Origin of the sequence: Streptomyces sp. NPDC008092 (genome assembly GCF_042957285.1) — a bacterium.
GTDB lineage: Bacteria > Actinomycetota > Actinomycetes > Streptomycetales > Streptomycetaceae > Streptomyces.
Genome location: NZ_JBIBHY010000006.1, coordinates 263684 through 284342 on the forward strand (window position 1 = coordinate 263684; position 20659 = coordinate 284342).

Annotated in this window: 15 protein-coding genes; 8 read left to right on the plus strand and 7 right to left on the minus strand. The window is 71.5% G+C overall.

Translation table 11 applies throughout. From position 1 onward, the window contains the following. Window positions 1–19: 19 nt before the first annotated feature. Together ACFZB3_RS21165 and rpsA are read right to left on the minus strand one after the other, a co-directional pair. Entirely contained in the window at window positions 20–1546 is a 1527-nt protein-coding gene (locus ACFZB3_RS21165) for an FAD-dependent oxidoreductase (protein WP_391377829.1), read from the minus strand. Between the two features lie 501 nt (window positions 1547–2047). Beyond that, window positions 2048–3544, minus strand: coding sequence for a 30S ribosomal protein S1 (gene rpsA, locus ACFZB3_RS21170; protein ID WP_093504378.1), 1497 nt, complete (start codon window positions 3542–3544; stop codon window positions 2048–2050). A gap of 366 nt (window positions 3545–3910) precedes the next feature. Between rpsA and ACFZB3_RS21175 the strand changes: the two genes are divergently transcribed. After that, the gene (locus tag ACFZB3_RS21175; RefSeq protein WP_391377831.1) at window positions 3911–4777 is read left to right on the plus strand and encodes a methyltransferase domain-containing protein; all 867 of its coding nucleotides are present in this window, start codon (window positions 3911–3913) and stop codon (window positions 4775–4777) included. 61 nt (window positions 4778–4838) lie between these two features. Beyond that, entirely contained in the window at window positions 4839–7316 is a 2478-nt protein-coding gene (hrpB, locus tag ACFZB3_RS21180) for an ATP-dependent helicase HrpB (protein WP_391377179.1), read from the plus strand. Here hrpB and ACFZB3_RS21185 read toward each other — a convergent pair. From ACFZB3_RS21185 to ACFZB3_RS21195, 3 genes are all read right to left on the minus strand, one after another. Next, window positions 7306–8298, minus strand: a complete 993-nt coding sequence (locus ACFZB3_RS21185; RefSeq protein WP_391377180.1) for a porin PorA family protein — start codon at window positions 8296–8298, stop codon at window positions 7306–7308. The two genes, hrpB and ACFZB3_RS21185, sit on opposite strands and share 11 nt — an antisense overlap. 21 nt (window positions 8299–8319) lie before the next feature. Then, a complete protein-coding gene (locus tag ACFZB3_RS21190) occupies window positions 8320–8454 on the minus strand; it encodes an SPW_0924 family protein (RefSeq protein ID WP_391377181.1) in 135 nt (44 codons plus the stop codon). A 151-nt stretch (window positions 8455–8605) separates the two neighbouring features. Beyond that, window positions 8606–10369, minus strand: coding sequence for a lytic murein transglycosylase (locus ACFZB3_RS21195; RefSeq protein WP_391377182.1), 1764 nt, complete (start codon window positions 10367–10369; stop codon window positions 8606–8608). A 313-nt stretch (window positions 10370–10682) separates the two neighbouring features. Here ACFZB3_RS21195 and ACFZB3_RS21200 point away from each other — a divergent pair, with 313 nt between their 5' ends. Beyond that, window positions 10683–11522: a DUF4184 family protein gene (locus tag ACFZB3_RS21200; RefSeq protein WP_391377183.1), complete on the plus strand. Its 840-nt coding sequence runs from the start codon at window positions 10683–10685 to the stop codon at window positions 11520–11522. On the opposite strand, the gene ACFZB3_RS21205 is transcribed toward ACFZB3_RS21200, so the two are convergent. Further along, window positions 11458–11835 (minus strand): hypothetical protein, encoded by a 378-nt coding sequence (locus ACFZB3_RS21205; RefSeq protein ID WP_391377184.1) that lies wholly within the window; start codon window positions 11833–11835, stop codon window positions 11458–11460. The two genes, ACFZB3_RS21200 and ACFZB3_RS21205, sit on opposite strands and share 65 nt — an antisense overlap. 394 nt (window positions 11836–12229) lie before the next feature. Further along, window positions 12230–14956 (minus strand): DNA polymerase I, encoded by a 2727-nt coding sequence (polA, locus tag ACFZB3_RS21210; protein WP_391377185.1) that lies wholly within the window; start codon window positions 14954–14956, stop codon window positions 12230–12232. A gap of 199 nt (window positions 14957–15155) precedes the next feature. Here polA and ACFZB3_RS21215 point away from each other — a divergent pair, with 199 nt between their 5' ends. The 5 genes from ACFZB3_RS21215 (at window position 15156) to ACFZB3_RS21235 (ending at window position 20622) form a co-directional block, all read left to right on the plus strand. Continuing rightward, the gene (locus ACFZB3_RS21215) at window positions 15156–17450 is read left to right on the plus strand and encodes an FdhF/YdeP family oxidoreductase (RefSeq protein ID WP_391377186.1); all 2295 of its coding nucleotides are present in this window, start codon (window positions 15156–15158) and stop codon (window positions 17448–17450) included. Between the two features lie 88 nt (window positions 17451–17538). Then, window positions 17539–18024: a hotdog fold thioesterase gene (locus tag ACFZB3_RS21220; RefSeq protein ID WP_391377187.1), complete on the plus strand. Its 486-nt coding sequence runs from the start codon at window positions 17539–17541 to the stop codon at window positions 18022–18024. Window positions 18025–18082: 58 nt separating this feature from the next. Beyond that, the gene (locus ACFZB3_RS21225) at window positions 18083–18469 is read left to right on the plus strand and encodes a hypothetical protein (protein WP_391377188.1); all 387 of its coding nucleotides are present in this window, start codon (window positions 18083–18085) and stop codon (window positions 18467–18469) included. After that, the gene (locus tag ACFZB3_RS21230) at window positions 18466–19077 is read left to right on the plus strand and encodes a Tat pathway signal sequence domain protein (RefSeq protein WP_391377189.1); all 612 of its coding nucleotides are present in this window, start codon (window positions 18466–18468) and stop codon (window positions 19075–19077) included. The genes ACFZB3_RS21225 and ACFZB3_RS21230 overlap by 4 nt, the downstream gene beginning before the upstream one ends. Before the next feature lie 306 nt (window positions 19078–19383). Continuing rightward, complete coding sequence (locus ACFZB3_RS21235) at window positions 19384–20622, plus strand: ABC transporter substrate-binding protein (RefSeq protein ID WP_391377190.1); 1239 nt, start codon at window positions 19384–19386, stop codon at window positions 20620–20622. Window positions 20623–20659: the final 37 nt, after the last annotated feature.

Here is a 20659-nt window from a genome sequence, read left to right on the forward strand (position 1 = left end):
TCACGCGCGCGTGCCGGGGTCAGGAGGCCATCACGCGCGCGTGCAGCGCCGTGACCGCCTTGCGCGCCGAGCTGAACGCGCCGTGCTGCCAGGCGTCGGTGTAGCTGAGCCAGTCACCGGCGAACCAGACCCGGCCGGCGGGCTCGTTCAGCGGCTTGTAGCGGGCGTCGTCGGGGCCGCCGGGGGTGTCGTGCCAGGCGGCCTCCAGGTGGGGTGTCTGACGCCAGTGGTGGGAGAAGGAGGAGACGAGTTCGGTGCGGTACTTGTCGCCGTAGATCTTCACGCCGGCGGCGACCGCGCGCTGCTCGCGCTGGGCCGGGGTGAGCTTGGCGTAGGAGTCGGCGTCGTCGTCGTAGTTGTAGTAGCCGATGAGGACGCCCCGTTCGCCGTGGAAGCCGTAGGAGGGGTGCCAGATGTGGGTGACGTCCTGGTCGGTCTCGGTGATGCCGCCGTAGATGCTGTGGTCCAGTTCCCACCAGCGGGACCGGTATTCGAGGCCGATCTTGGCCGCGGACGACGGGGTGACGGCCTCCAGGGCGCTCTGCACTCCGGAGCCCAGGTTGTGCGGGATCCTGGCGAGGATGTTGGGCGGCATGGCGGCCACGCAGTAGTCGGCCTCGACGACCTTGGTACGGCCGCCCTGGGTGTACGTCACGGTGATGCCGTGCCCGGTGTCGGTGATCTTGGAGACGGTGGCTCCGGTACGTATGCGCCGGGCGCCTATCGCCCGGGTGAGCGCCTTCGGTATCTGGTCCATGCCGCCCACCGGCTGGAACATCAGCATCGCCTGGTCGAAGCCGAACTCGAAGGAGAAGTAGCGCCCGACTCCGCTCGCGAGCACCGCGGAGGCGGTCGGGACGTCACCGAGGAGCACCCCGGGGGTGCCGGCGGCGGCCGGTACGGTCGTGTACCCGCGCCGCTCACCGCCCTCGTACGTCAGTTTGTCGCCGAGTTCACCCCAGTCCTTGAGGAACTCGACGAGCCGCTCCTGGTCGGTGGCCGTCAACTCCTTGTCCAGCGCACCTTTGTTCGTCGCCTTGGCGAGCAGCTCCGAGACATAGCCGTACACGTCGGCTTTGGCGGTGCGGTACCGCTCCGGCTTCGTCATGCCGGCGGACTCGTTGTAGATGTAGGCGTCGGCGTTGACGTTCGTGAACACCTGGATGGGGACGCCGAGTTCGCGACAGTAGTCGAGGGTGATCATCCACTGCGGGATCCGGGCCGGCCCGGCGTTCATGTAGTGGCCGTCGGCGAACCGCGCGGTCTGCGTGTTGCCGTAGAGGTCGGTGGTGGAGTCGCCGCCGCGCACGGTGAAGTTGCGCCCGCCGGTACGGTCCCTGGCCTCCAGGATCGTACAGTCGTAGCCGGCTTTGCCGAGTTCGTAGGCGGTCGCGAGGCCCGCGATGCCGCCGCCGAGGATGACGACCCTGGCCGCGGCGCGCCCGGTGAGGGTGAAGTCGCTCGCGCTGAGCGCCCGGAAGGGCTGTTCGCGCTGGGCGGCCTGGGCGGTGGGGGCGAGTCCGAGCGCCCCCATGGTGGCGAACATGGCGCCCGCGCCACCGGTGAGACCGACGTTCCTCAGAAACGACCGCCGACTCGTCCCCGACCCGTAGTGAGGCTGTGTCATGACGCGACTCCCCTTCCGATCTTGAACGAAGACCGGGGAAGCGTCCCAGCGCCGCGTTACGGCCCGACGGCTATTCGTGTATCCCACACGTTTCACCGGCCGACCACACCAACTCCCCCCAGGAGCACGCCAGTCGGCCACACCGACTCCCCCAGGAGTGCGACGGGCGGCTGCGCCAACTCCCCCAGGAGTGCAACCGACGGCCACACCGACTCCCCCAGCAGCATGACGAACGCCCACGCCAACCCCCTCAGGGGCGCGGGGAACTGCGCGACCAGCCCCCACCGGGCCGCCGGCCGACAAACAACCGGGCAACCGGACATCCGGGCATCCGGGCATCCGGGCATCCGGGCAACACGAAGGGGCCGCACCTCGAAAGGTGCGGCCCCTCAGTTATCGGCTAAGCCCAGCGGCCAGCGATCAGCTCTGGCCACCCGCGAGCTTCTCGCGCAGCGCGGCGAGCGCCTCGTCCGAGGCCAGCGCACCGGAGGTGTCCGCACCCTCGGAGGAGTACGAACCGCCACCCGCGGCCGGAGCCGCACCCGCGGCGTCGCCGCCCTCGGCAGCGGCAGCGGCGTCGGCCTCGCGGCTCTTGATGACCTGCTGCTGGTGCTGCTCGAAGCGCTGCTGCGCCTCGGCGTACTGGCGCTCCCACTCCTCGCGCTGCTTCTCGTAACCCTCGAGCCAGTCGTTGGTCTCGGGGTCGAAGCCTTCGGGGTAGATGTAGTTGCCCTGGTCGTCGTAGGACGCGGCCATGCCGTACAGGGTCGGGTCGAACTCGACCGAGGCCGGGTCGGCACCGAAGGACTCGTTGGCCTGCTTCAGCGAGAGGCTGATGCGGCGGCGTTCGAGGTCGATGTCGATGACCTTGACGAAGATCTCGTCGTTGACCTGGACGACCTGCTCCGGGATCTCCACGTGGCGCTCGGCCAGCTCGGAGATGTGGACCAGACCCTCGATGCCCTCGTCCACGCGGACGAACGCACCGAACGGAACCAGCTTGGTGACCTTACCCGGGACGACCTGACCGATCTGGTGGGTCCGGGCGAACTGCTGCCACGGGTCTTCCTGGGTCGCCTTCAGCGACAGGGAGACACGCTCGCGGTCCATGTCGACGTCGAGGACCTCGACGGTGACCTCCTGGCCGACCTCGACAACCTCGGACGGGTGGTCGATGTGCTTCCAGGACAGCTCGGAGACGTGGACCAGACCGTCGACGCCACCCAGGTCCACGAAGGCACCGAAGTTGACGATCGAGGAGACCACACCGGAGCGGACCTGACCCTTCTGGAGGGTCGTGAGGAACGTCTGGCGGACCTCGGACTGGGTCTGCTCCAGCCAGGCACGGCGGGACAGGACCACGTTGTTGCGGTTCTTGTCCAGCTCGATGATCTTCGCTTCGAGCTCCTTGCCCACGTAGGGCTGGAGGTCGCGGACACGGCGCATCTCGACCAGGGAGGCCGGGAGGAAGCCGCGGAGGCCGATGTCGAGGATGAGACCACCCTTGACGACCTCGATGACGGTACCGGTGACGATGCCGTCCTCTTCCTTGATCTTCTCGATGGTGCCCCAGGCGCGCTCGTACTGGGCACGCTTCTTCGAGAGGATCAGGCGGCCTTCCTTGTCCTCCTTCTGGAGGACGAGGGCCTCGATCTCGTCACCGACGGCGACGACCTCGTTGGGGTCGACGTCGTGCTTGATCGAGAGTTCGCGGCTCGGGATGACACCTTCGGTCTTGTAACCGATGTCGAGCAGGACCTCGTCCCGGTCGACCTTCACGATGACGCCGTCGACGATGTCGCCGTCGTTGAAGTACTTGATCGTCTCGTCGATCGCGGCGAGGAAGGCTTCCTCGTTACCGATGTCGTTGACCGCTACCTGCGGGGTGGTGGCGGTGGTCTCGGTGCTGCTCGTCATGTGAGAAAGGGCTCCGGTACGGACATTGAAGTCGTAGGTACTGCTTACGCCGGGAGCCTGTTTCGCTCTGCAGAAGCCGGACAGCCTGGGAAGCGCCACCCGAAAAACCGGTGACGCCTCGACAACCGAGGGGACATACAACAGATGCGAGCGCAGCCTGCTACGTCTGAGGTGCGCAGGCCCGCAGCGCAACTTGTAGCATACGGGGGCAGCCGGGCAGGGTCAATGCGCGAAGGCGCACACCCGGGGCGGAACACCGCATACCCGGCACAAGAAACGTCCCACCAGGCCACGCACGCCTGAGAGACCCCCTCCGTGACACACCGCTGGCGGGTTGCACGGAAGAGTACGACGAGGGAGCCGATCATCCAAGAGCCCGATTCGTTCGACCTGGCAGAGGCCGGTGCGACCACCGGCGCCGAGGCCGAACCGGAAGCCACCCGGCGTGCCGCCGGGGTCGCGGAGAGCAGCCGGGCCAACCGGGGCTGGTGGGACCGCAACGCCGACGAGTACCAGGTCGAGCACGGCACGTTCCTCGGCGACGACCGTTTCGTGTGGGGTCCCGAGGGCCTCGACGAGACGGAGGCGGAGCTGCTCGGCCCGCCGGAGGAGCTGAAGGGCAAGGACGTCCTGGAGATCGGCGCCGGCGCGGCCCAGTGCGCGCGCTGGCTGGCCGCCCAGGGCGCCCGGCCGGTCGCCCTGGACCTCTCGCACCGCCAGCTCCAGCACGCGCTGCGCATCGGCGGATCGTTTCCCCTGATCTGTGCGGACGCGGGCGCGCTGCCCTTCGCGGACGCCTCCTTCGACCTGGTGTGCTCGGCGTACGGCGCGCTGCCCTTCGTCGCCGATCCGCGGCTGGTGCTGCGCGAGGTGCGGCGGGTGCTGCGGCCGGGCGGGCGGTTCGTCTTCTCGGTGACGCACCCGATCCGCTGGGCGTTCCCGGACGAGCCCGGCCCCGAAGGGCTCTCGGTCTCCGCCTCCTACTTCGACCGGACGCCGTACGTCGAGCAGGACGAGGACGGCCACGCGGTGTACGTCGAGCACCACCGGACGCTCGGCGACCGGGTCCGGGACATCGCCTCCTCGGGTTTCCGGCTCGTCGACCTGGTGGAGCCGGAATGGCCGGCCTGGAACACGTCCGAATGGGGCGGCTGGTCCCCGCTGCGGGGCAATCTCATCCCCGGGACGGCGATCTTCGTGTGCGAGCGGGACCCGGACCGAACGCCTCGGTAGACCCCGGTCGAAGCGCACGCGCGCGTGAAGGGCGCTTCCGGGGGCGTACGACACTGGGTGCGTGATCCGTTACGACGCCCTGGACGCGCTGCCCGTGCGGCAGGCCCTGCCCGGTCTGCGCGACGCCCTGGAGGGGCACGGCACCGCCGTGCTCGTGGCACCGCCCGGCACCGGCAAGACGACGCTGGTGCCCCTGGCGCTGGCCGGGCTGCTGGGTGAGGAGCCGGCGCGGCGGGTGGTGGTGGCCGAGCCGCGCCGGATCGCCGCCCGCGCGGCCGCCCGCCGGATGGCCTGGCTGCTCGGCGAGCAGGTCGGGCGGAGCGTCGGCTACACCGTGCGCGGCGAGCGGGTCGTGGGACGGCACGCGCGCGTGGAGGTGGTCACGACCGGTGTGCTGTTGCAGCGCCTGCAACGCGACCAGGAACTGTCCGGCGTGGACGTCGTGGTCCTCGACGAGTGCCACGAACGCCATCTGGACGCCGACACGGTGGCGGCCTTCCTCTGGGACGTCCGGGAGACCCTGCGGCCGGAGCTGCGTCTGGTGGCCGCGTCGGCGACGACGGACGCGCAGGGGTGGGCGCGGCTGCTGGGCGGGGCGCCGGTGGTCGAGGCGGCCGGTGTCGCGTACCCGGTGGAGACGGTGTGGGCACCGCCGGCGCGTCCGGTGCGGCCGCCGCACGGGATGCGCGTCGACCCGGCGCTGCTGGCGCATGTGGGGTCGGTGGTGCGGCGGGCCCTGGCCGAGCGGGACGGGGACGTGCTGTGCTTCCTGCCCGGCGTGGGCGAGATCGCGCGCGTGGCGGGCCGGCTGGGCGACCTGGGGGACGTGGAGGTGCTCCAGGTGCACGGCAGGGCGCCGGCCGCCGTCCAGGACGCGGTGCTGGCGCCCGGGGCGCGGCGCCGGGTGGTGCTGGCCACCGCGGTCGCCGAGTCCTCGCTCACCGTCCCCGGGGTGCGGGTGGTCGTCGACGCGGGGCTCGCGCGGGAGCCACGGGTGGACCACGCGCGCGGGCTGAGCGCGCTGGCGACGGTACGGGCGTCCCGCGCGGCCGGGCGGCAGCGGGCGGGGCGGGCCGGGCGGGAGGCGCCCGGGGCGGTGTACCGGTGCTGGTCCGAGACCGAGGACGCCCGCCTGACGGCCTTTCCGGCCCCGGAGATCAAGGTGGCCGACCTGACCGCGTTCGCTCTCCAGGCGGCCTGCTGGGGCGATCCGGGGGCCTCGGGACTGGCGCTGCTGGACCCACCGCCGGCCGGGGCGATGGCGGCGGCGCGGGAGGTGCTGACGGCGATCGGCGCGGTCGACTCCGCCGGCCGGGCGACGGAGCGCGGGGTGCGGCTGGCCCGGCTGGGGGTGCATCCGCGGCTGGGGCGGGCGCTGCTGGACACCCCGGGCGGGGGCGCGGAGGCGGTCGCGCTGCTGAGCGAGGAGCCGCCGCGGGAGTACGGGGACGACATGGCGGCCGCGTTGCGCGCCGCCCGGCGGGGCGGTGACGCCTACGCCGGGCGCTGGCTCGCGGAGGTACGGCGGCTGCAGGCGGACGGCGAGGGTGCTTCGGCATCCGGCGTGGACGAGCGCACCGTGGGTCGCGTCGCCGCCCTCGCCTTCCCCGAGCGGGTCGCCAGGGCCGACGGGGGGTCGTACCTGATGGCCTCCGGCACCCGGGCCGAGCTCGGCGACGGGAGTCCGCTGCGCGGCGCGCCGTGGATCGCCGTGGCCGTGGCGGACCGTCCGGTCGGCAGTGGCCACGCGCGCGTGCGGCTCGCCGCGGTGGTGGACGAGGACACGGCCAGGTCGGCGGCGGCCTCGCTGTACGCGGCGGACCAGGAGGTCCGCTGGGCCGACGGGGACGTCGTCGCGCGGCGGGTGGAGCGGCTCGGGGCGATCGAGCTGACGGTGCGGCCGGTGCGGGACGCCGACCCGGCCCTGGTACGCGAGGCGCTGCTCGACGGGCTGCGGCGCGAGGGGCTCGGCCTGTTGCGGTGGACGCCCGACGCCGTCGTGCTGCGGCAGCGGCTCGCCTTTCTGCACCTGCGCCTCGGGGAGCCCTGGCCGGACGTCTCCGACGACGCGCTGCACGCGCGCGTGGACGCATGGCTGGAGCCGGAGTTCGGCCGGGCCCGGCGGCGGGCCGATCTCGGGCGGATCGACGCCGGGGAGGCGCTGCGGCGGCTGCTGCCGTGGGCGGGCGGGGAGGCCGGGCGGCTGGACGAGCTGGCGCCGGAGCGGATCGCGGTACCGAGCGGGTCCCGGATCCGGGTCGACTACGGGAATCCCGAACAGCCCGTGCTCGCCGTGAAGCTGCAGGAGATGTTCGGCCTGCAGGAGTCGCCCGCCGTGGCCGGGGTGCCGGTGCTGGTGCATCTGCTGTCCCCCGCCGGGCGGCCCGCCGCGGTCACCGCCGACCTCGCCTCCTTCTGGAGGGACGGGTACAGGGGCGTGCGGGCCGAGCTGCGCGGGCGGTATCCGAAGCATCCCTGGCCCGAGGATCCCGCCACCGCCGAGCCGACCCGGCACACCAACGCGCGGCTCAGGCGCTGACCGGTTCCGGCACCGGGGTGCCGACGGGCGCCGGGTCGGCGGGGCGGCGGCCGCGGGCCTCCAGGTAGAGGGCGAGGGCGAGCAGCGCGATGCCGAGGGACAGGAACCCCCAGGGGAGGTAGGAGGTCAGCATCAGGACGAGGGTGCGGTTGTGCTTGACCAGGGCGACCGTGTGCTCGACGTAGTCCTCGCGCATCTTCACGTCGCCGGCGAAGGCCGTCACCTTGGCCCGGCCGCCCAGCAGGGTGCCGCCGCGCAGCTCCTCCTTGTGGATCTCCTCGCCGTAGACGGGTGCCCCGGTCTCCGGCTCGACCCAGAACTTGCGGACCGTGGTGTACCAGCGGGTGGTGCCGGTCTTGGCGACGGACTCGGGAGTGATGCCCTGCACCGGCAGCTTCTTGGGCATGGGGACCTTGGTCCAGGGGATGGTCTGCTCGAAGTAGTAGACCTTGACGCCCCGGAAGGTCTGCGTCCCCTTGTAGTGGATGGGGTTGGTGGTGCGGGACTGCGCGTCGAAGTACTCGTAGTCCCGCTTCTCGGTCAGGAACGGGAACTTGAACTCGATGCCGTCCCGGGTGACCGGGTCGCCGTCGACCATCTCGCCGGTGGCGTGCACGGGTTCCTGGCTGTGGGCGTCGAAGATGTAGCGCTCGGGGATCTCGGAGACCATCTTGCCGTCGGGTCCCTGGACGTAGGACAGGCTGTCCCAGACGACGACGTCCCGGCCCGCCGTCTTCTCGATCTTCTTCGCGGCCGACACGTTGCCCTTGAGGGTCTGCACGATGGTGACCTGGGGGACCTGCTTCGCCTTCATGGTGCCGTAGTCGAGGAGCGTGGCGTTCTTCGCCACCAGGACCATGTCCTGGTACTGGTTCGCCGGGATCTTGGCGAGCCGCGGGAAGGCGTACCAGCGCAGCAGCGGGGACAGGGTCGCGAAGAACACGGCGAAGGCGAGCAGGACCAGACTGGCCTTGCGGCGCATCTCGGCCTCCCGGGGCGGCGGTTACGGGTGTGAGGGCACCGTCGTGAGCAGCGGCTTCGGGGACGTGCTCCCGTCCGGCGACCCGAGGGCGCTGATGGTCGCGACCAGGGCGAACGCGAGGGCGAGACCGGTCGCGGCGGCGATCAGGGCACGCATGCGGGACCTCCCTACGGCCGACGGTTTCCTGATGGATCGTCAGGTCCGGGCACCGTAGCAACGGGAGGGTGAGATGAGAACAGGTCGTACGACGACGAGGGCGCCGTCCCGCGTCGGCGGGAGGGCGCCCTGGTCGTCGTACGGCGGTGGATCAGGAGCCGGCGGAAGCACTCGGCGAGGCCGAGGCGGAGGCCGACGCGGACGCGCTCGGCGAGGTGCTCGGCGACGGGCTCGACGAGGGGTCGGCCGCGACGACCGTCAGCTCCACGGTGAGCGTGGCGCCGCCGGTGGTGGTGATGCGGAGCAGGAACGTGCCGGTGGTGTCGTCGGCGTACAGCTTGGGCAGCGTGAGCAGGCCGTCCGCGTCCGTCTGGAGGTCCGTGAGGGTGCGGACGGCGTTGCCGTTCGCGTCCTTGAAGTACGGGCCCTTGTCGTTCTCGCTCGTGTCGTCCGCCGACTTGACGAGCGTGGCGGTGGCGGCGACCTTGTCGGCGACGGCGCCCTGGTAGGTGGCCTTCGCCTGCACCTGGTCGGTGAACTCGCCGCCCGGCGTGCAGGTCAGCGCGGTGGTGTTGACGAGGGCGAGGGTGTCGGCGGCGCGCGCGGTGACGGTCGCGTCGTAGTCGACGCCCTTGACCGTACGGCCGACCACGCTGGCGTGGACCGTGAAGTCGCCGGTCTTCTCGCCCGCCTGGAGGGTCGGCGCGACGGCGATGCCCTTGCTGTCGGTGACGACCGTGGCGGTGTCCTCGCCGCCGCTGAAGGTCGCGTCCGTGTCCCCCACGATGGTGAAGCGGACCCGGACCTTGGCGACGATCCGGCCGGCCTTGGTCTCCGCGCGCGTGCTGATCTGCTTGCCGAACGCGTCGCCGGCCGTCGCCGTGAGCGCGGCGGTGCCCGCGTCCTCCAGGTGGTCCACGGTGTCGGTGGCCGTGGGCGGCAGGGTGGGCGCGCTCGGGACGCTCGGCGTGGGCCCGTGGGGGTTGGGCGTGTTGTCGGCCGGCTTCGTCGTGGAGCCGTCGGAGCCGGAGCCGGAAGGGGAGCCGGAGCCGGTCGAGCCGTCGCTGCGGTGCGAGGGCAGGGTTCCCGTGCCGTCCGGGACCGAGTGGGTGCCCTTGCGGTAGAACTCGTACCAGGACAGGACCAGGTTGAGGTAGTCCTGCGAGTTGTTGTAGCTGAGGATCGCGCTGTTCATGTCGGCCTGGACGGACAGGTCCCAGCCGTTGCGGCACAGGTAGTGGCCGGCGGCGAGCGCCGCGTCGTAGACGTTGTTGGGGTCCTTGACGCCGTCGCCGTTGCCGTCGCGGCCGGCCCATGCCCAGGTCGAGGGGATGAACTGCATGGGGCCGACGGCCTGGTCGTACTGGCTGTTGCCGTCGTACTTGCCGCCGTCGGTGTCCGGGATGAGCGCGAAGCCGTTGCCGTCGAGCTGCGGGCCGAGGATCCGGTGCAGGGTGTTGCCCTCGGCGTCGACGTCGCCGCCGCGGGCCTGGCCGGACTCGACCTTGCCGATGGCGGCGAGCAGCTGCCAGGGCAGGTTGCAGCCGGGCTTGGAGCTGCGCAGCTCCGCCTCGGCCTTCTTGTAGGCGTCGAGGACGGTGGCGGGTATGCCGGCCTCGGCCTCGCCCCGGGAGACCGCGGTGCCGATGCTCGACGAGGAGGCCGTGGGGCTCGCGCTGGGGTTCGGGCTGTTCAGCGGCGGCAGGTCCGTGTAGTACGGCGAGTCGCCGGTGGCACCGCCGGTGGCCCCGGCTCCGTCGGGCGCCGAGGTGCTGGCGCCGGCGTTGGCCTGTCTGCCGGTGTCCCCCGTGGTGGCGCCCGGGGCCTGGGAAGCGGACAGAGCCGCTACCGCCAACGCGGCCGCGGCGGTCGTCGCCGCTCCCTTGCGCAGCCGCTTGCCGAATTGCGCCGCCATAAGGTGAACCCCTCCCATGGACGCCTTCTGAGCGCCCGTCTCCGTCTGTCCGCTCGCCCCTGGTGTGACGGTCGACCCGGTGCTGTGGTTGCCCCCTGATACCTCTTTCGCGTGGTGAGGTAGCGCATCCGGCCGTGCACGCCGGGGCGGCGACCCAGGCGACCCTACGACAACTTCCCTTCCACGGACACCCGGCGGTGCCCGATTTTCACCAGTTGGCCATTCCCCGTTGAACGATGGTGGTGTCGCGGATACTTGCCGTACGCGATCACTTGTTCGGCGCTCCGGCCGACGACTGTTCCAGGAGGCCCGGGTGCCGTTCACTCTCAGCCATGCCGCCGCCGTGCTGCCCGCCGTGCGCGGCGACGGGAGCGGGCGCGGCCGGCTGGTGCCGGCGGTGCTCGTCGCGGGGTCGTTCGCACCCGACCTCACCTATTACGCGGCGAGCGCGGTGCCGGACGCGATGGAGTTCGGCGATGTCACGCACTCCTTCACCGGTGTCCTCACCGTCGACGTGCTGTTCGCCTGGGCGCTGGTGGCGCTGTGGCTGCTGGTCCGGGAACCCCTGGTGGCCCTCGCGCCCCGCGCCCGGCAGGGGCGGGTGGCCGCGCTGCTGCGCTGCGGGGCGCCACGCGCGCGTGCCGGGCTCCCGGCGGCCGCGTGGTGGTACGTCTCCGCCGTGCTCGGCGGGCTCACGCACGTCGTCTGGGACGCGTTCACGCACCACGACCGCTGGGGGACGCGGCTGATCCCGGCCATCGGCCGGAACGTCGCGGGCATGCCGCTGTACACCCTGCTCCAGTACGGCAGTTCGGCGGTCGGCGCGGCCGTGCTCGCCGTGTGGGCGGTCCGCGCGGTACGACGGGCTCCGGCGGCGGAGCCGGTGGGGGTGCCGGTGCTGTCGGTACGGGACCGGTGGTGGGCCGGCGCCGGAATCGCCGGCTGCGCCCTGCTCGCGGCGGTGCAGCGGGCGCTGCGCTGGTGGGAGTACTGGGGGGCCACGGCGAAGCCCTGGGAGCTGCTGCCCACGGTTCTCTTCGGAACGGGCGCGGGGCTGCTGCTCGGGGTGCTGGGGTACGCCGTGGCGGTCAGGGTGTGGCGTCCGGCTCCGGTGGCCGGCGGCGTGCGGCGGAGCCCGTCGGCCGTTCGGTGAGGCTCGCCACGAACACGGTCATGGTGCGGGGGCGGCGGGGGCCGGGGAGTGCGGTGAGGAGCAGCGCGAGGTAGCTGCGGGCCAGGTCGAACCACTGGCGCAGGCCGGGGCGGGCGCGCAGCCGGCGCCGGAGGCGGGTGGCCGACCGGCGCACGGTGACCGCGAGGTCGGCGGGGATGCGGGCGGTGCTGGCGCCGGCCGCCAGGGCCGGGGCCGACGGGGACGCCGTGACCTGAGCGGAGGCGGAGGCGGAACGGGCCTTGGCCGGGGGCCTGCTCTGGGGCGTCCGGCGGTGAACCATACGTATACCCATGGCCGCATCCTTGCCGGTGGCGGAGGCCGGGGCGTTCTGGCGGGGTCCACGCGAGTGATGGGCCGGCACCCCCGTTTTTTTGCGTCACCCACCTCCACCTCGCCCCGCCTTGCCCCTCCTCGCGTCGGTTTGCCCTGCTCCCCCTCGCTTCGCTCCGCCGCCTCCCCTTTCGCTCTGCTCCCGCTCGCTTCGCTCTGTCCCTCTTCGCTCCGCCGCCTCCCTTTTTCTCCGCCGCGACGGTGCTCAGCCACGACGGTGGTGGCCGGCGGTGCCGAACCCACGGGACGCACCCGGTTCGGCACCGCAGGGAAGCGCCGATGTGGCTGCTCGCCAGTGCGGCGGAGAAAAAGGAGGGGGGCGGAGCGGCGCCCTCTCTCGGCGCCCGCCGAAGGCGTCAGTGCGCTGCCGACTCCCAGTCCGCGCCCACGCCCACCGAGACGTCCAGCGGGGCCCGGAGGTGGACCGCGTTGGACATCTGGTCGCGGAGGACGGATTCGACCCGGTCCCGCTCGCCGGGGGCGATCTCCAGGACGATTTCGTCGTGGACCTGGAGGAGCATGCGGGACTTGAGGTCCGCCTCGCGCAGCGCGCCGTCCACCCGGAGCATGGCGATCTTCACGATGTCCGCCGCCGTGCCCTGGATGGGCGCGTTGAGCGCCATCCGCTCGGCGGCCTCCCGGCGCTGCCGGTTGTCGCTGTTGAGGTCGGGGAGGTAACGGCGGCGGCCGAAGAGCGTCGCCGTGTAGCCGGTGGCGCGGGCCTCGTCGACGACCCGGCGCAGGTAGTCGCGGACCCCGCCGAAGCGCTCGAAGTAGGTGTCCATCAGGGCCCGGGCCTCGCCCGCGTCGATGTTCAGCTGCTGGGAGAGGCCGAACGCGGACAGCCCGTACGCGAGGCCGTACGACATCGCCTTGATCTTGCGGCGCATCTCCGCGTCGACGGCCGAACGGTCGACGTCGAACACCTGGGAGGCGACCGTGTTGTGCAGGTCCTCGCCGGAGGTGAACGCCTCGATCAGGCCCTCGTCCTCGGAGAGGTGGGCCATCACGCGCAGCTCGATCTGGCTGTAGTCGGCGGTCATCAGCGACTCGAAGCCCTCGCCGACCACGAAGCCCCGGCGGATCGCGCGGCCCTCGTCGGTGCGGACCGGGATGTTCTGGAGGTTCGGGTCGGTGGAGGAGAGGCGGCCGGTCGCGGCGACGGTCTGGTTGAACGTGGTGTGGATGCGGCCGTCGGCGGCGACGGTCTTGATCAGGCCCTCGACCGTGACCCGCAGCTTGGCCTGCTCGCGGTGCCGGAGCATGATCACCGGCAGCTCGTTCTCCGTCTGGCCGGCGAGCCAGGCGAGCGCGTCGGCGTCGGTGGTGTAACCGGTCTTGGTCTTCTTCGTCTTCGGGAGGGCCAGTTCGCCGAACAGGACCTCCTGGAGCTGCTTGGGCGAGCCCAGGTTGAACTCGTGGCCGGCCGCCGCGTGCGCCTCCTTCACGGCCTGCTGCACCGCGCCCGCGAACATCTGCTCCATCGCTTCCAGGTGCGCGCGGTCGGCGGCGATGCCGTGCCGCTCCATCCGGGCGAGCAGGACGGAGGTGGGCAGCTCCATGTCACGGAGCAGGTCCGCGGCGCCGACCTCCTGGAGCCGGGCCTCGAAGGCCCCGCCGAGGTCGAGGATCGCCCGGGCCTGGATCATCAGCGCCTCGGCCTCGGCGCCGTCGTCCGCGCCGAACGCCAGCTGGCCGTCGGCCGCGGCGGCCGGGGCCAGCTCGCGGTGCAGGTACTCCAGGGACAGCGCGTCCAGGTCGAAGGAGCGGCGGCCGGGCTTGACCAGGTACGCGGCGAGCGCGGTGTCCATGGTGACGCCCTCGATGGTCCAGCCGTGCTCGGCGAAGACCCGCATGGCGCCCTTGGCGTTGTGGAAGACCTTGGGCCGGGCCGCGTCGGCCAGCCAGGCCGCCCACGCGTTCTCGTCGGCCTCGTCCAGCTCCGCGGGGTCGAACCAGGCCGCGGCTCCCCCGGCCGCCGCCAGCGCGACCTCGGCGACCGAGCCGGTGCCGAGCGCCCAGGTGTCGACGGTGGCGACGCCCAGCGGTCCGGTGCCGTGCTCGGCGAGCCAGCCGGCCAGCTCGCCGGTGCCGAGCACGGAGCCGTCGACCTCCACACCCGCCTCGGCGACCGGCGCGGTCTCTGCCTCCTCGGCGCCGGGGTCGACCGCGTAGAGCCGCTCGCGCAGCGACGGGTTGCGGATCTCCAGGGTGTCCAGGATCATCGCGACGTTCTTGCGGTCGTACGGCGCGCGCTCCAGCTCGGCGACCGTCTTCGGCAGCTCCACGGCCCGCTCCAGCTCGGTGAGCCGGCGGTTCAGCTTGACGGACTCCAGGTGGTCGCGGAGGTTCTGGCCGGCCTTGCCCTTGACCTCGTCGACGCGCTCCACCAGCTCGGCGAAGGAGCCGAACTGGTTGATCCACTTCGCGGCGGTCTTCTCTCCGACACCCGGGATGCCGGGGAGGTTGTCGGACGGGTCGCCGCGCAGGGCGGCGAAGTCGGGGTACTGGGCGGGCGTCAACCCGTACTTCTCGAAAACCTTCTCCGGAGTGAACCGGGTCAGCTCGGAGACGCCCTTGGTCGGGTAGAGGACCGTGGTGTGCTCGGTGACCAGCTGGAAGGAGTCGCGGTCGCCGGTGACGATCAGGACCTCGAAGCCCGCGGCCTCGGCCTGGGTGGCGAGGGTGGCGATGATGTCGTCGGCCTCGAAGCCCTCGATGGCGAAGCGCTGCGCGTGCATGGCGTCGAGCAGCTCGCCGATCAGCTCGACCTGGCCCTTGAACTCGTCCGGGGTCTTGGAGCGGTTCGCCTTGTACTCGGTGAACTCCTCGGAGCGCCAGGTCTTGCGGGAGACGTCGAACGCCACCGCGAAGTGCGTGGGCGCCTCGTCACGCAGGGTGTTGGCCAGCATCGAAGCGAAGCCGTAGATCGCGTTCGTCGGCTGGCCCGTCGCGGTCGTGAAGTTCTCCGCGGGCAGCGCGAAGAACGCGCGGTACGCCAGCGAGTGCCCGTCCATGAGCATCAGCCGGGGACGGGGGCCGCCGGGGGTCTTGTCGGTCTGCTTCGCTGCTGTCTCTGCCACGCCCCCGATCCTGCCACGCCGCACTGACAGTGAAGGCCGACGGTGCGGGATGCGAGGCGTGAGCGGCCGGGGCCGTCACGCATTGCCGGGGCCGTCACGCATTGGTTCCGTTCTCCGCGGCCGCCCGTGCTCGATGGCTGCCGGTGGCACGTGCGAGGATCGGAGGCACTGTTGTGCCGGCGTAGAGGGAGAGCGTGCGATGGCGACGAAGCCGCCCAAGGAGGATCCGGTCCAGGACGCGCCGCAGGTCGCGGAGCCGAAGCACGCGGCCGCGGGGCTGCCCGCCATCGGCCACACGCTGCGCATCGCCCAGCAGCAGATGGGCGTGCGGCGCACCGCGCTGACGCTGTTGCGCGTGAACCAGAAGGACGGCTTCGACTGCCCCGGCTGCGCCTGGCCGGAGCCCGACCACCGGCACGCGGCCGAGTTCTGCGAGAACGGCGCCAAGGCGGTGGCCGAGGAGGCCACCCTGCGGCGGGTGACCCCGGACTTCTTCGCCGCGCACCCGGTCGCCGACCTGCACCACCGCAGCGGCTACTGGCTCGGCCAGCAGGGCCGGCTCACCCAGCCCATGTACCTCGCCGAGGGCGCCGAGCACTACGAGCCGGTCGGCTGGGAGCGCGCCTTCGACATCATCGGCGAGGAGATCGCGGCCCTCTCCTCCCCCGACGAGGCGGTCTTCTACACCTCGGGCCGGACCAGCAACGAGGCCGCGTTCCTGTACCAGCTGTTCGCGCGCGAGCTGGGCACCAACAACCTGCCGGACTGCTCCAACATGTGCCACGAGTCCTCGGGCTCGGCGCTGACCGAGACGATCGGCATCGGCAAGGGCAGCGTCCACCTGGAGGACCTGTACAAGGCCGACCTGATCATCGTCGCCGGGCAGAACCCGGGCACCAACCACCCCCGGATGCTCTCCGCGCTGGAGAAGGCCAAGGCCAACGGCGCGAAGATCATCAGCGTCAACCCGCTCCCGGAAGCGGGGCTGGAGCGGTTCAAGAACCCGCAGACCCCCCAGGGCATGCTCAAGGGCGCCGCGCTCACCGACCTGTTCCTGCAGATCCGCATCGGCGGCGACCAGGCCCTGTTCCGGCTCCTCAACAAGCTCGTGCTGGAGACCGACGGCGCGGTCGACGAGGAGTTCGTGCGCGAACACACCCACGGGTACGAGGAGTTCGCGGCGGCCGCCCGCGCCGCCGACTGGCACGAGACGCTCACCGCCACCGGACTCACGCGCGAGGAGATCGAGAAGGCCCTCGGCATGGTGCTCGCCTCGGAGCGCACCATCGTCTGCTGGGCCATGGGGCTCACCCAGCACAAGCACTCGGTGCCGACGATCCGGGAGGTCGTCAACTTCCTTCTGTTGCGCGGCAACATCGGCCGTACCGGCGCGGGTGTGTGCCCGGTCCGCGGCCATTCGAACGTGCAGGGCGACCGCACGATGGGCATCTTCGAGCGGCCGGCGCCGGCCTTCCTGGACGCCCTGGAGAAGGAGTTCGGCTTCGCGCCGCCGCGCGAGCACGGCTTCGACGTCGTCCGGGCCATCCGCGCGCTGCGCGACGGCGAGGCGAAGGTCTTCTTCGCGATGGGCGGCAACTTCGTCTCCGCGACCCCCGACACGGAGGTGACCGAGGCGGCGATAAGGCGGGCGCGGCTGACCGTGCACGTGTCGACGAAGCTCAACCGCTCGCACGTCGTCACGGGCGCGCGTGCGCTGATCCTGCCGACGCTCGGCCGGACCGAGCGCGATCTCCAGGGCGGCGGCGAGCAGTTCGTCACCGTGGAGGACTCGATGGGCATGGTGCACGCCTCGCGCGGCCGCCTGGAGCCCGCGAGCCCGCACCTGCTGTCGGAGCCGGCCATCGTGTGCCGGCTGGCGCGCCGGGTGCTCGGCGAGAACAGCCGTACGCCGTGGGAGGAGTTCGAGAAGGACTACGCGACGGTGCGGGACCGCATCGCGCGCGTGATCCCCGGTTTCGACGACTTCAACGCGCGCGTGGCGCACCCGGGCGGCTTCGCTCTCCCGCACGCCCCGCGCGACGAGCGGCGCTTCCCGACGGCCACCGGCAAGGCGAACTTCACGGCGGCCCCGGTCGAGTACCCCGAACTGCCCGAGGGGCGGCTGCTGTTGCAGACGCTGCGCTCGCACGATCAGTACAACACCACGATCTACGGCCTGGACGACCGCTACCGGGGTATCAGGAACGGCCGCCGGGTGGTCCTGGTGAACCCGGAGGACGCGCGGCGGCTGGGGGTCTCCGACGGAGCGTGCGTGGACCTGGTCGGCGAGTGGAAGGACGGCGTGGAGCGCCGGGCGCCGGGCTTCCGGGTGGTGTTCTACCCGACCGCCCGGGGCTGCGCGGCCGCGTACTACCCGGAGACCAACGTGCTGGTGCCGCTCGACTCGACGGCGGACATCAGCAACACCCCGGCCAGCAAGTCCGTGGTGATCCGGCTGGAGGCCGGTGTGCCGCACCCGAGAGCCGCCGTCTGAGCGCCCGTTCGGTGCGTCTGGAAGAATCGGCGGCCTACTGAGCGTTTGCTCAGGGGAGAGTCAGCCGCACGACGAACGGAGCCGGCCCATGGGCGAGCAGCAGCACGTGAAGTTCCCGCAGGAGGTCATCGACGAGTACGCCTCGCTCGGCGTCGACCTGCGGGCCCTGTTCTCGGCGGGCCACCTCGGCAACCGCATGGGCGTGCAGATCCTGGAGGCCTCGGCGGAGCGGGTCGTCGGCACCATGCCGGTGGAGGGCAACACCCAGCCGTACGGGCTGCTGCACGGCGGGGCCAGCGCGGTGCTGGCGGAGACCCTGGGCTCGGTCGGTTCGATGCTGCACGGCGGCAGTTCGAAGATCGCGGTCGGTGTCGACCTGAACTGCACGCATCACCGCGGGGCCCGCTCCGGCCTGGTCACCGGCGTGGCGACGCCCGTCCACCGGGGGCGGTCGACGGCGACGTACGAGATCGTGATCAGCGACGAGGAGGACCGGCGGGTGTGCACGGCCCGCCTCACCTGCCTGCTGCGGGACCTGGACGGCACAACGGCGGCCGCCGCCGTCCAGAGCTGAGGGCCGCCCGGCCACAGACCCATTGCTCCCCCGCCGTCCGCGCCCGTAACGTCGGTGCATGGGACGGCGAGGAGGCACCCTGCCCGGGCTGAGCGCAGTGGGGATCTGTCTCGCTCTGCTGACCGCCTGCGGCGCCCCCGGCGCCGCCGACCGCGCCGCGGCGAGTTCCGCGTCCCCGTCGGCGGCCTCCGCCGCCCGGCTGTGCGCCTCGATCGTCGCGCACTGGTCGCGCGCGGTCCTGGACAGCGACACCTACGGCGACTACCAGTCGATGGGACTGTCCAACGGGCAGTACGAGATCCTCCGGAACGTCGTGGACGCCGCGCGCGCCGCGAAGCGCAGTCAAGGGGCCGCTGCCGCCGACCGGTTGATCGACCGGCGGTCCCACGCGGCCTGCACCGAGCGGTACCGCCACGGCGTGCCGACGGGAGGGCCCTGGCAGTGAGCGGAGCGAGCGGCATCGGCCCGGTCGAACCGGGTGAGGGCACCCGCGCACGGGAGGCCCCGGACGACCACGGGACGGACGGCCCCGAGACGGCCGCTCCGCTCCGGCACCTCACCCGCCGCCGCATCGCCCTCGCCGCAGCGGCCGTTCTCGTCGCGGGCGGCGGCTGCCTGGTCGCGATCCTCCGGCATGCGCCGGCGCCGGCGCCCCCCGAAGTCCCGTACCCCGCGCAGACGGTGGCGTTCGCCTTCCTGGACGGCCGGGCCACTCCCCGCGACGCCCCGCCCCGCAGCTTCAGCTTCGCGGTGCGGATGACCGTGACGGACGGGCCGCCGGTCACCGTACCCAGGGTGACCCAGCCCTACGCGGGCCTCACGCTGACCGAGTCACCGCCCACCCCCTTTCGGACAGAAGCGGGCTCATCCCGTGAGATCACGATCACGATGCATGTGACCGATTGCAGAACGGTTCCGAAGGATGCCGGACTTCCTTTCCTGGATGTAACCCTGCGTAATACCCGCGCAATGCAGGTGCAGAGTTTCATCCTGGGGTCCCGCTACGCACAGCACCTCTCACACGCCCTGAAAGTCGCCTGTAGCAACGGATAGCAACCGTTTCCCGGTAATCACCAAAACACCTTAGACACCTGATCCCGCGAGCGCCGGTCCTGCGGATTCTCACGATGCGGACGGGGCGAATCGGCCTGAATTCCACTCTTCTCCGCACCGTGTACCGCTCTGGATTACCTCGTGTCATAACAAGAGCGTCACAGCATGGGTCAGACCCTCCTCCACATTCCCCCCACCCGCCTAGAGTCACGGCCAGTCACGGCGCCGACGGATTCTCTCTTCAACCGGGGGGCGTGACTCGGCCGTTTCCACGGGGATGCGGTTGTTCAGGGGAAAGGACTGATCGTGCGTCAACGTTCGCTCATCGCCATCACCGCCGCGCTGGCAGCGGGAGCACTCACCCTCACCGCCTGCGGTTCGCGAGACAGCGGCGACAAGGGCTCGGACTCCGGCAGCGGCGGCACCACCGTCACCATCGGCGTCGACGCTCCGCTGACCGGCGACCTGTCCGCGCTCGGCCTGGGTATCAAGAACTCCGTGGACCTGGCGGTCAAGCAGGCCAACAAGAAGAAGTACGTCGACGGCGTCACCTTCAAGATCGAGGCCAAGGACGACCAGGCCCAGCCCTCCTCCGGCCAGGCGAACGCCACCGCCTTCGTCGGCGACAGCAGCGTCTACGGCGTGGTCGGCCCGCTGAACTCCTCGGTCGCCCAGTCGATGCAGAAGGTCTTCGACGACGCCAAGCTGGTCGAGGTCTCTCCGGCCAACACCAACCCGGCTCTGACCCAGGGCGACAACTGGCAGACCTCGAAGGCGCGGCCGTACAAGTCGTACTTCCGTACCGCGACCACGGACGCCATCCAGGGCCCGTACGCCGCGCAGTACGTCTACAACACGGCGAAGCTGACCAAGGCCTTCATCATCGACGACAAGAAGACCTACGGCGCCGGCCTCGCCGCCACCTTCACCGACGAGTTCAAGAAGCTCGGCGGCAAGGTGGTCGGCACCGAGCACATCAACCCCGACTCCAAGGACTACTCCGCGGTCGTCACCAAGGTGAAGAACTCGGGCGCCACCGTGGTCTACTACGGCGGCGAGTACCCGCAGGCCGGTCCGCTGAGCAAGCAGCTCAAGGCCGCGGGCGCCAAGATCCCGCTGGTCGGCGGCGACGGCATCTACGCCGACGACTACATCAAGCTGGCGGGCACGGCCGCCACCGGCGACATGGCCACCTCGGTCGGCGCCCCGGTCGAGACCCTCGACTCCGCCAAGGAGTTCGTCGCCAACTACAAGGCGGGCGGCTACTCGGAGGCGTACGGCGCCTACGGCGGCTACTCCTACGACTCCGCCTGGGCGATCATCGAGGCCGTGAAGAAGGTCGTCGACGACAACGGCGGCAAGCTGCCGTCCGACGCCCGCGCGAAGATCACCGCCGCGGTGCAGAACGTCTCCTTCGACGGTGTGACCGGCAAGGTCTCCTTCGACGAGTACGGTGACGCGACCAACAAGCAGCTCACCGTCTACAAGGTCGACGGCGGGGCTTGGAAGGCAGCCACCTCGGGCACGTACACGCCGAGCAGCTGACCCACACCCGCACGCATCACCGAGCCGCGCGGGGCGC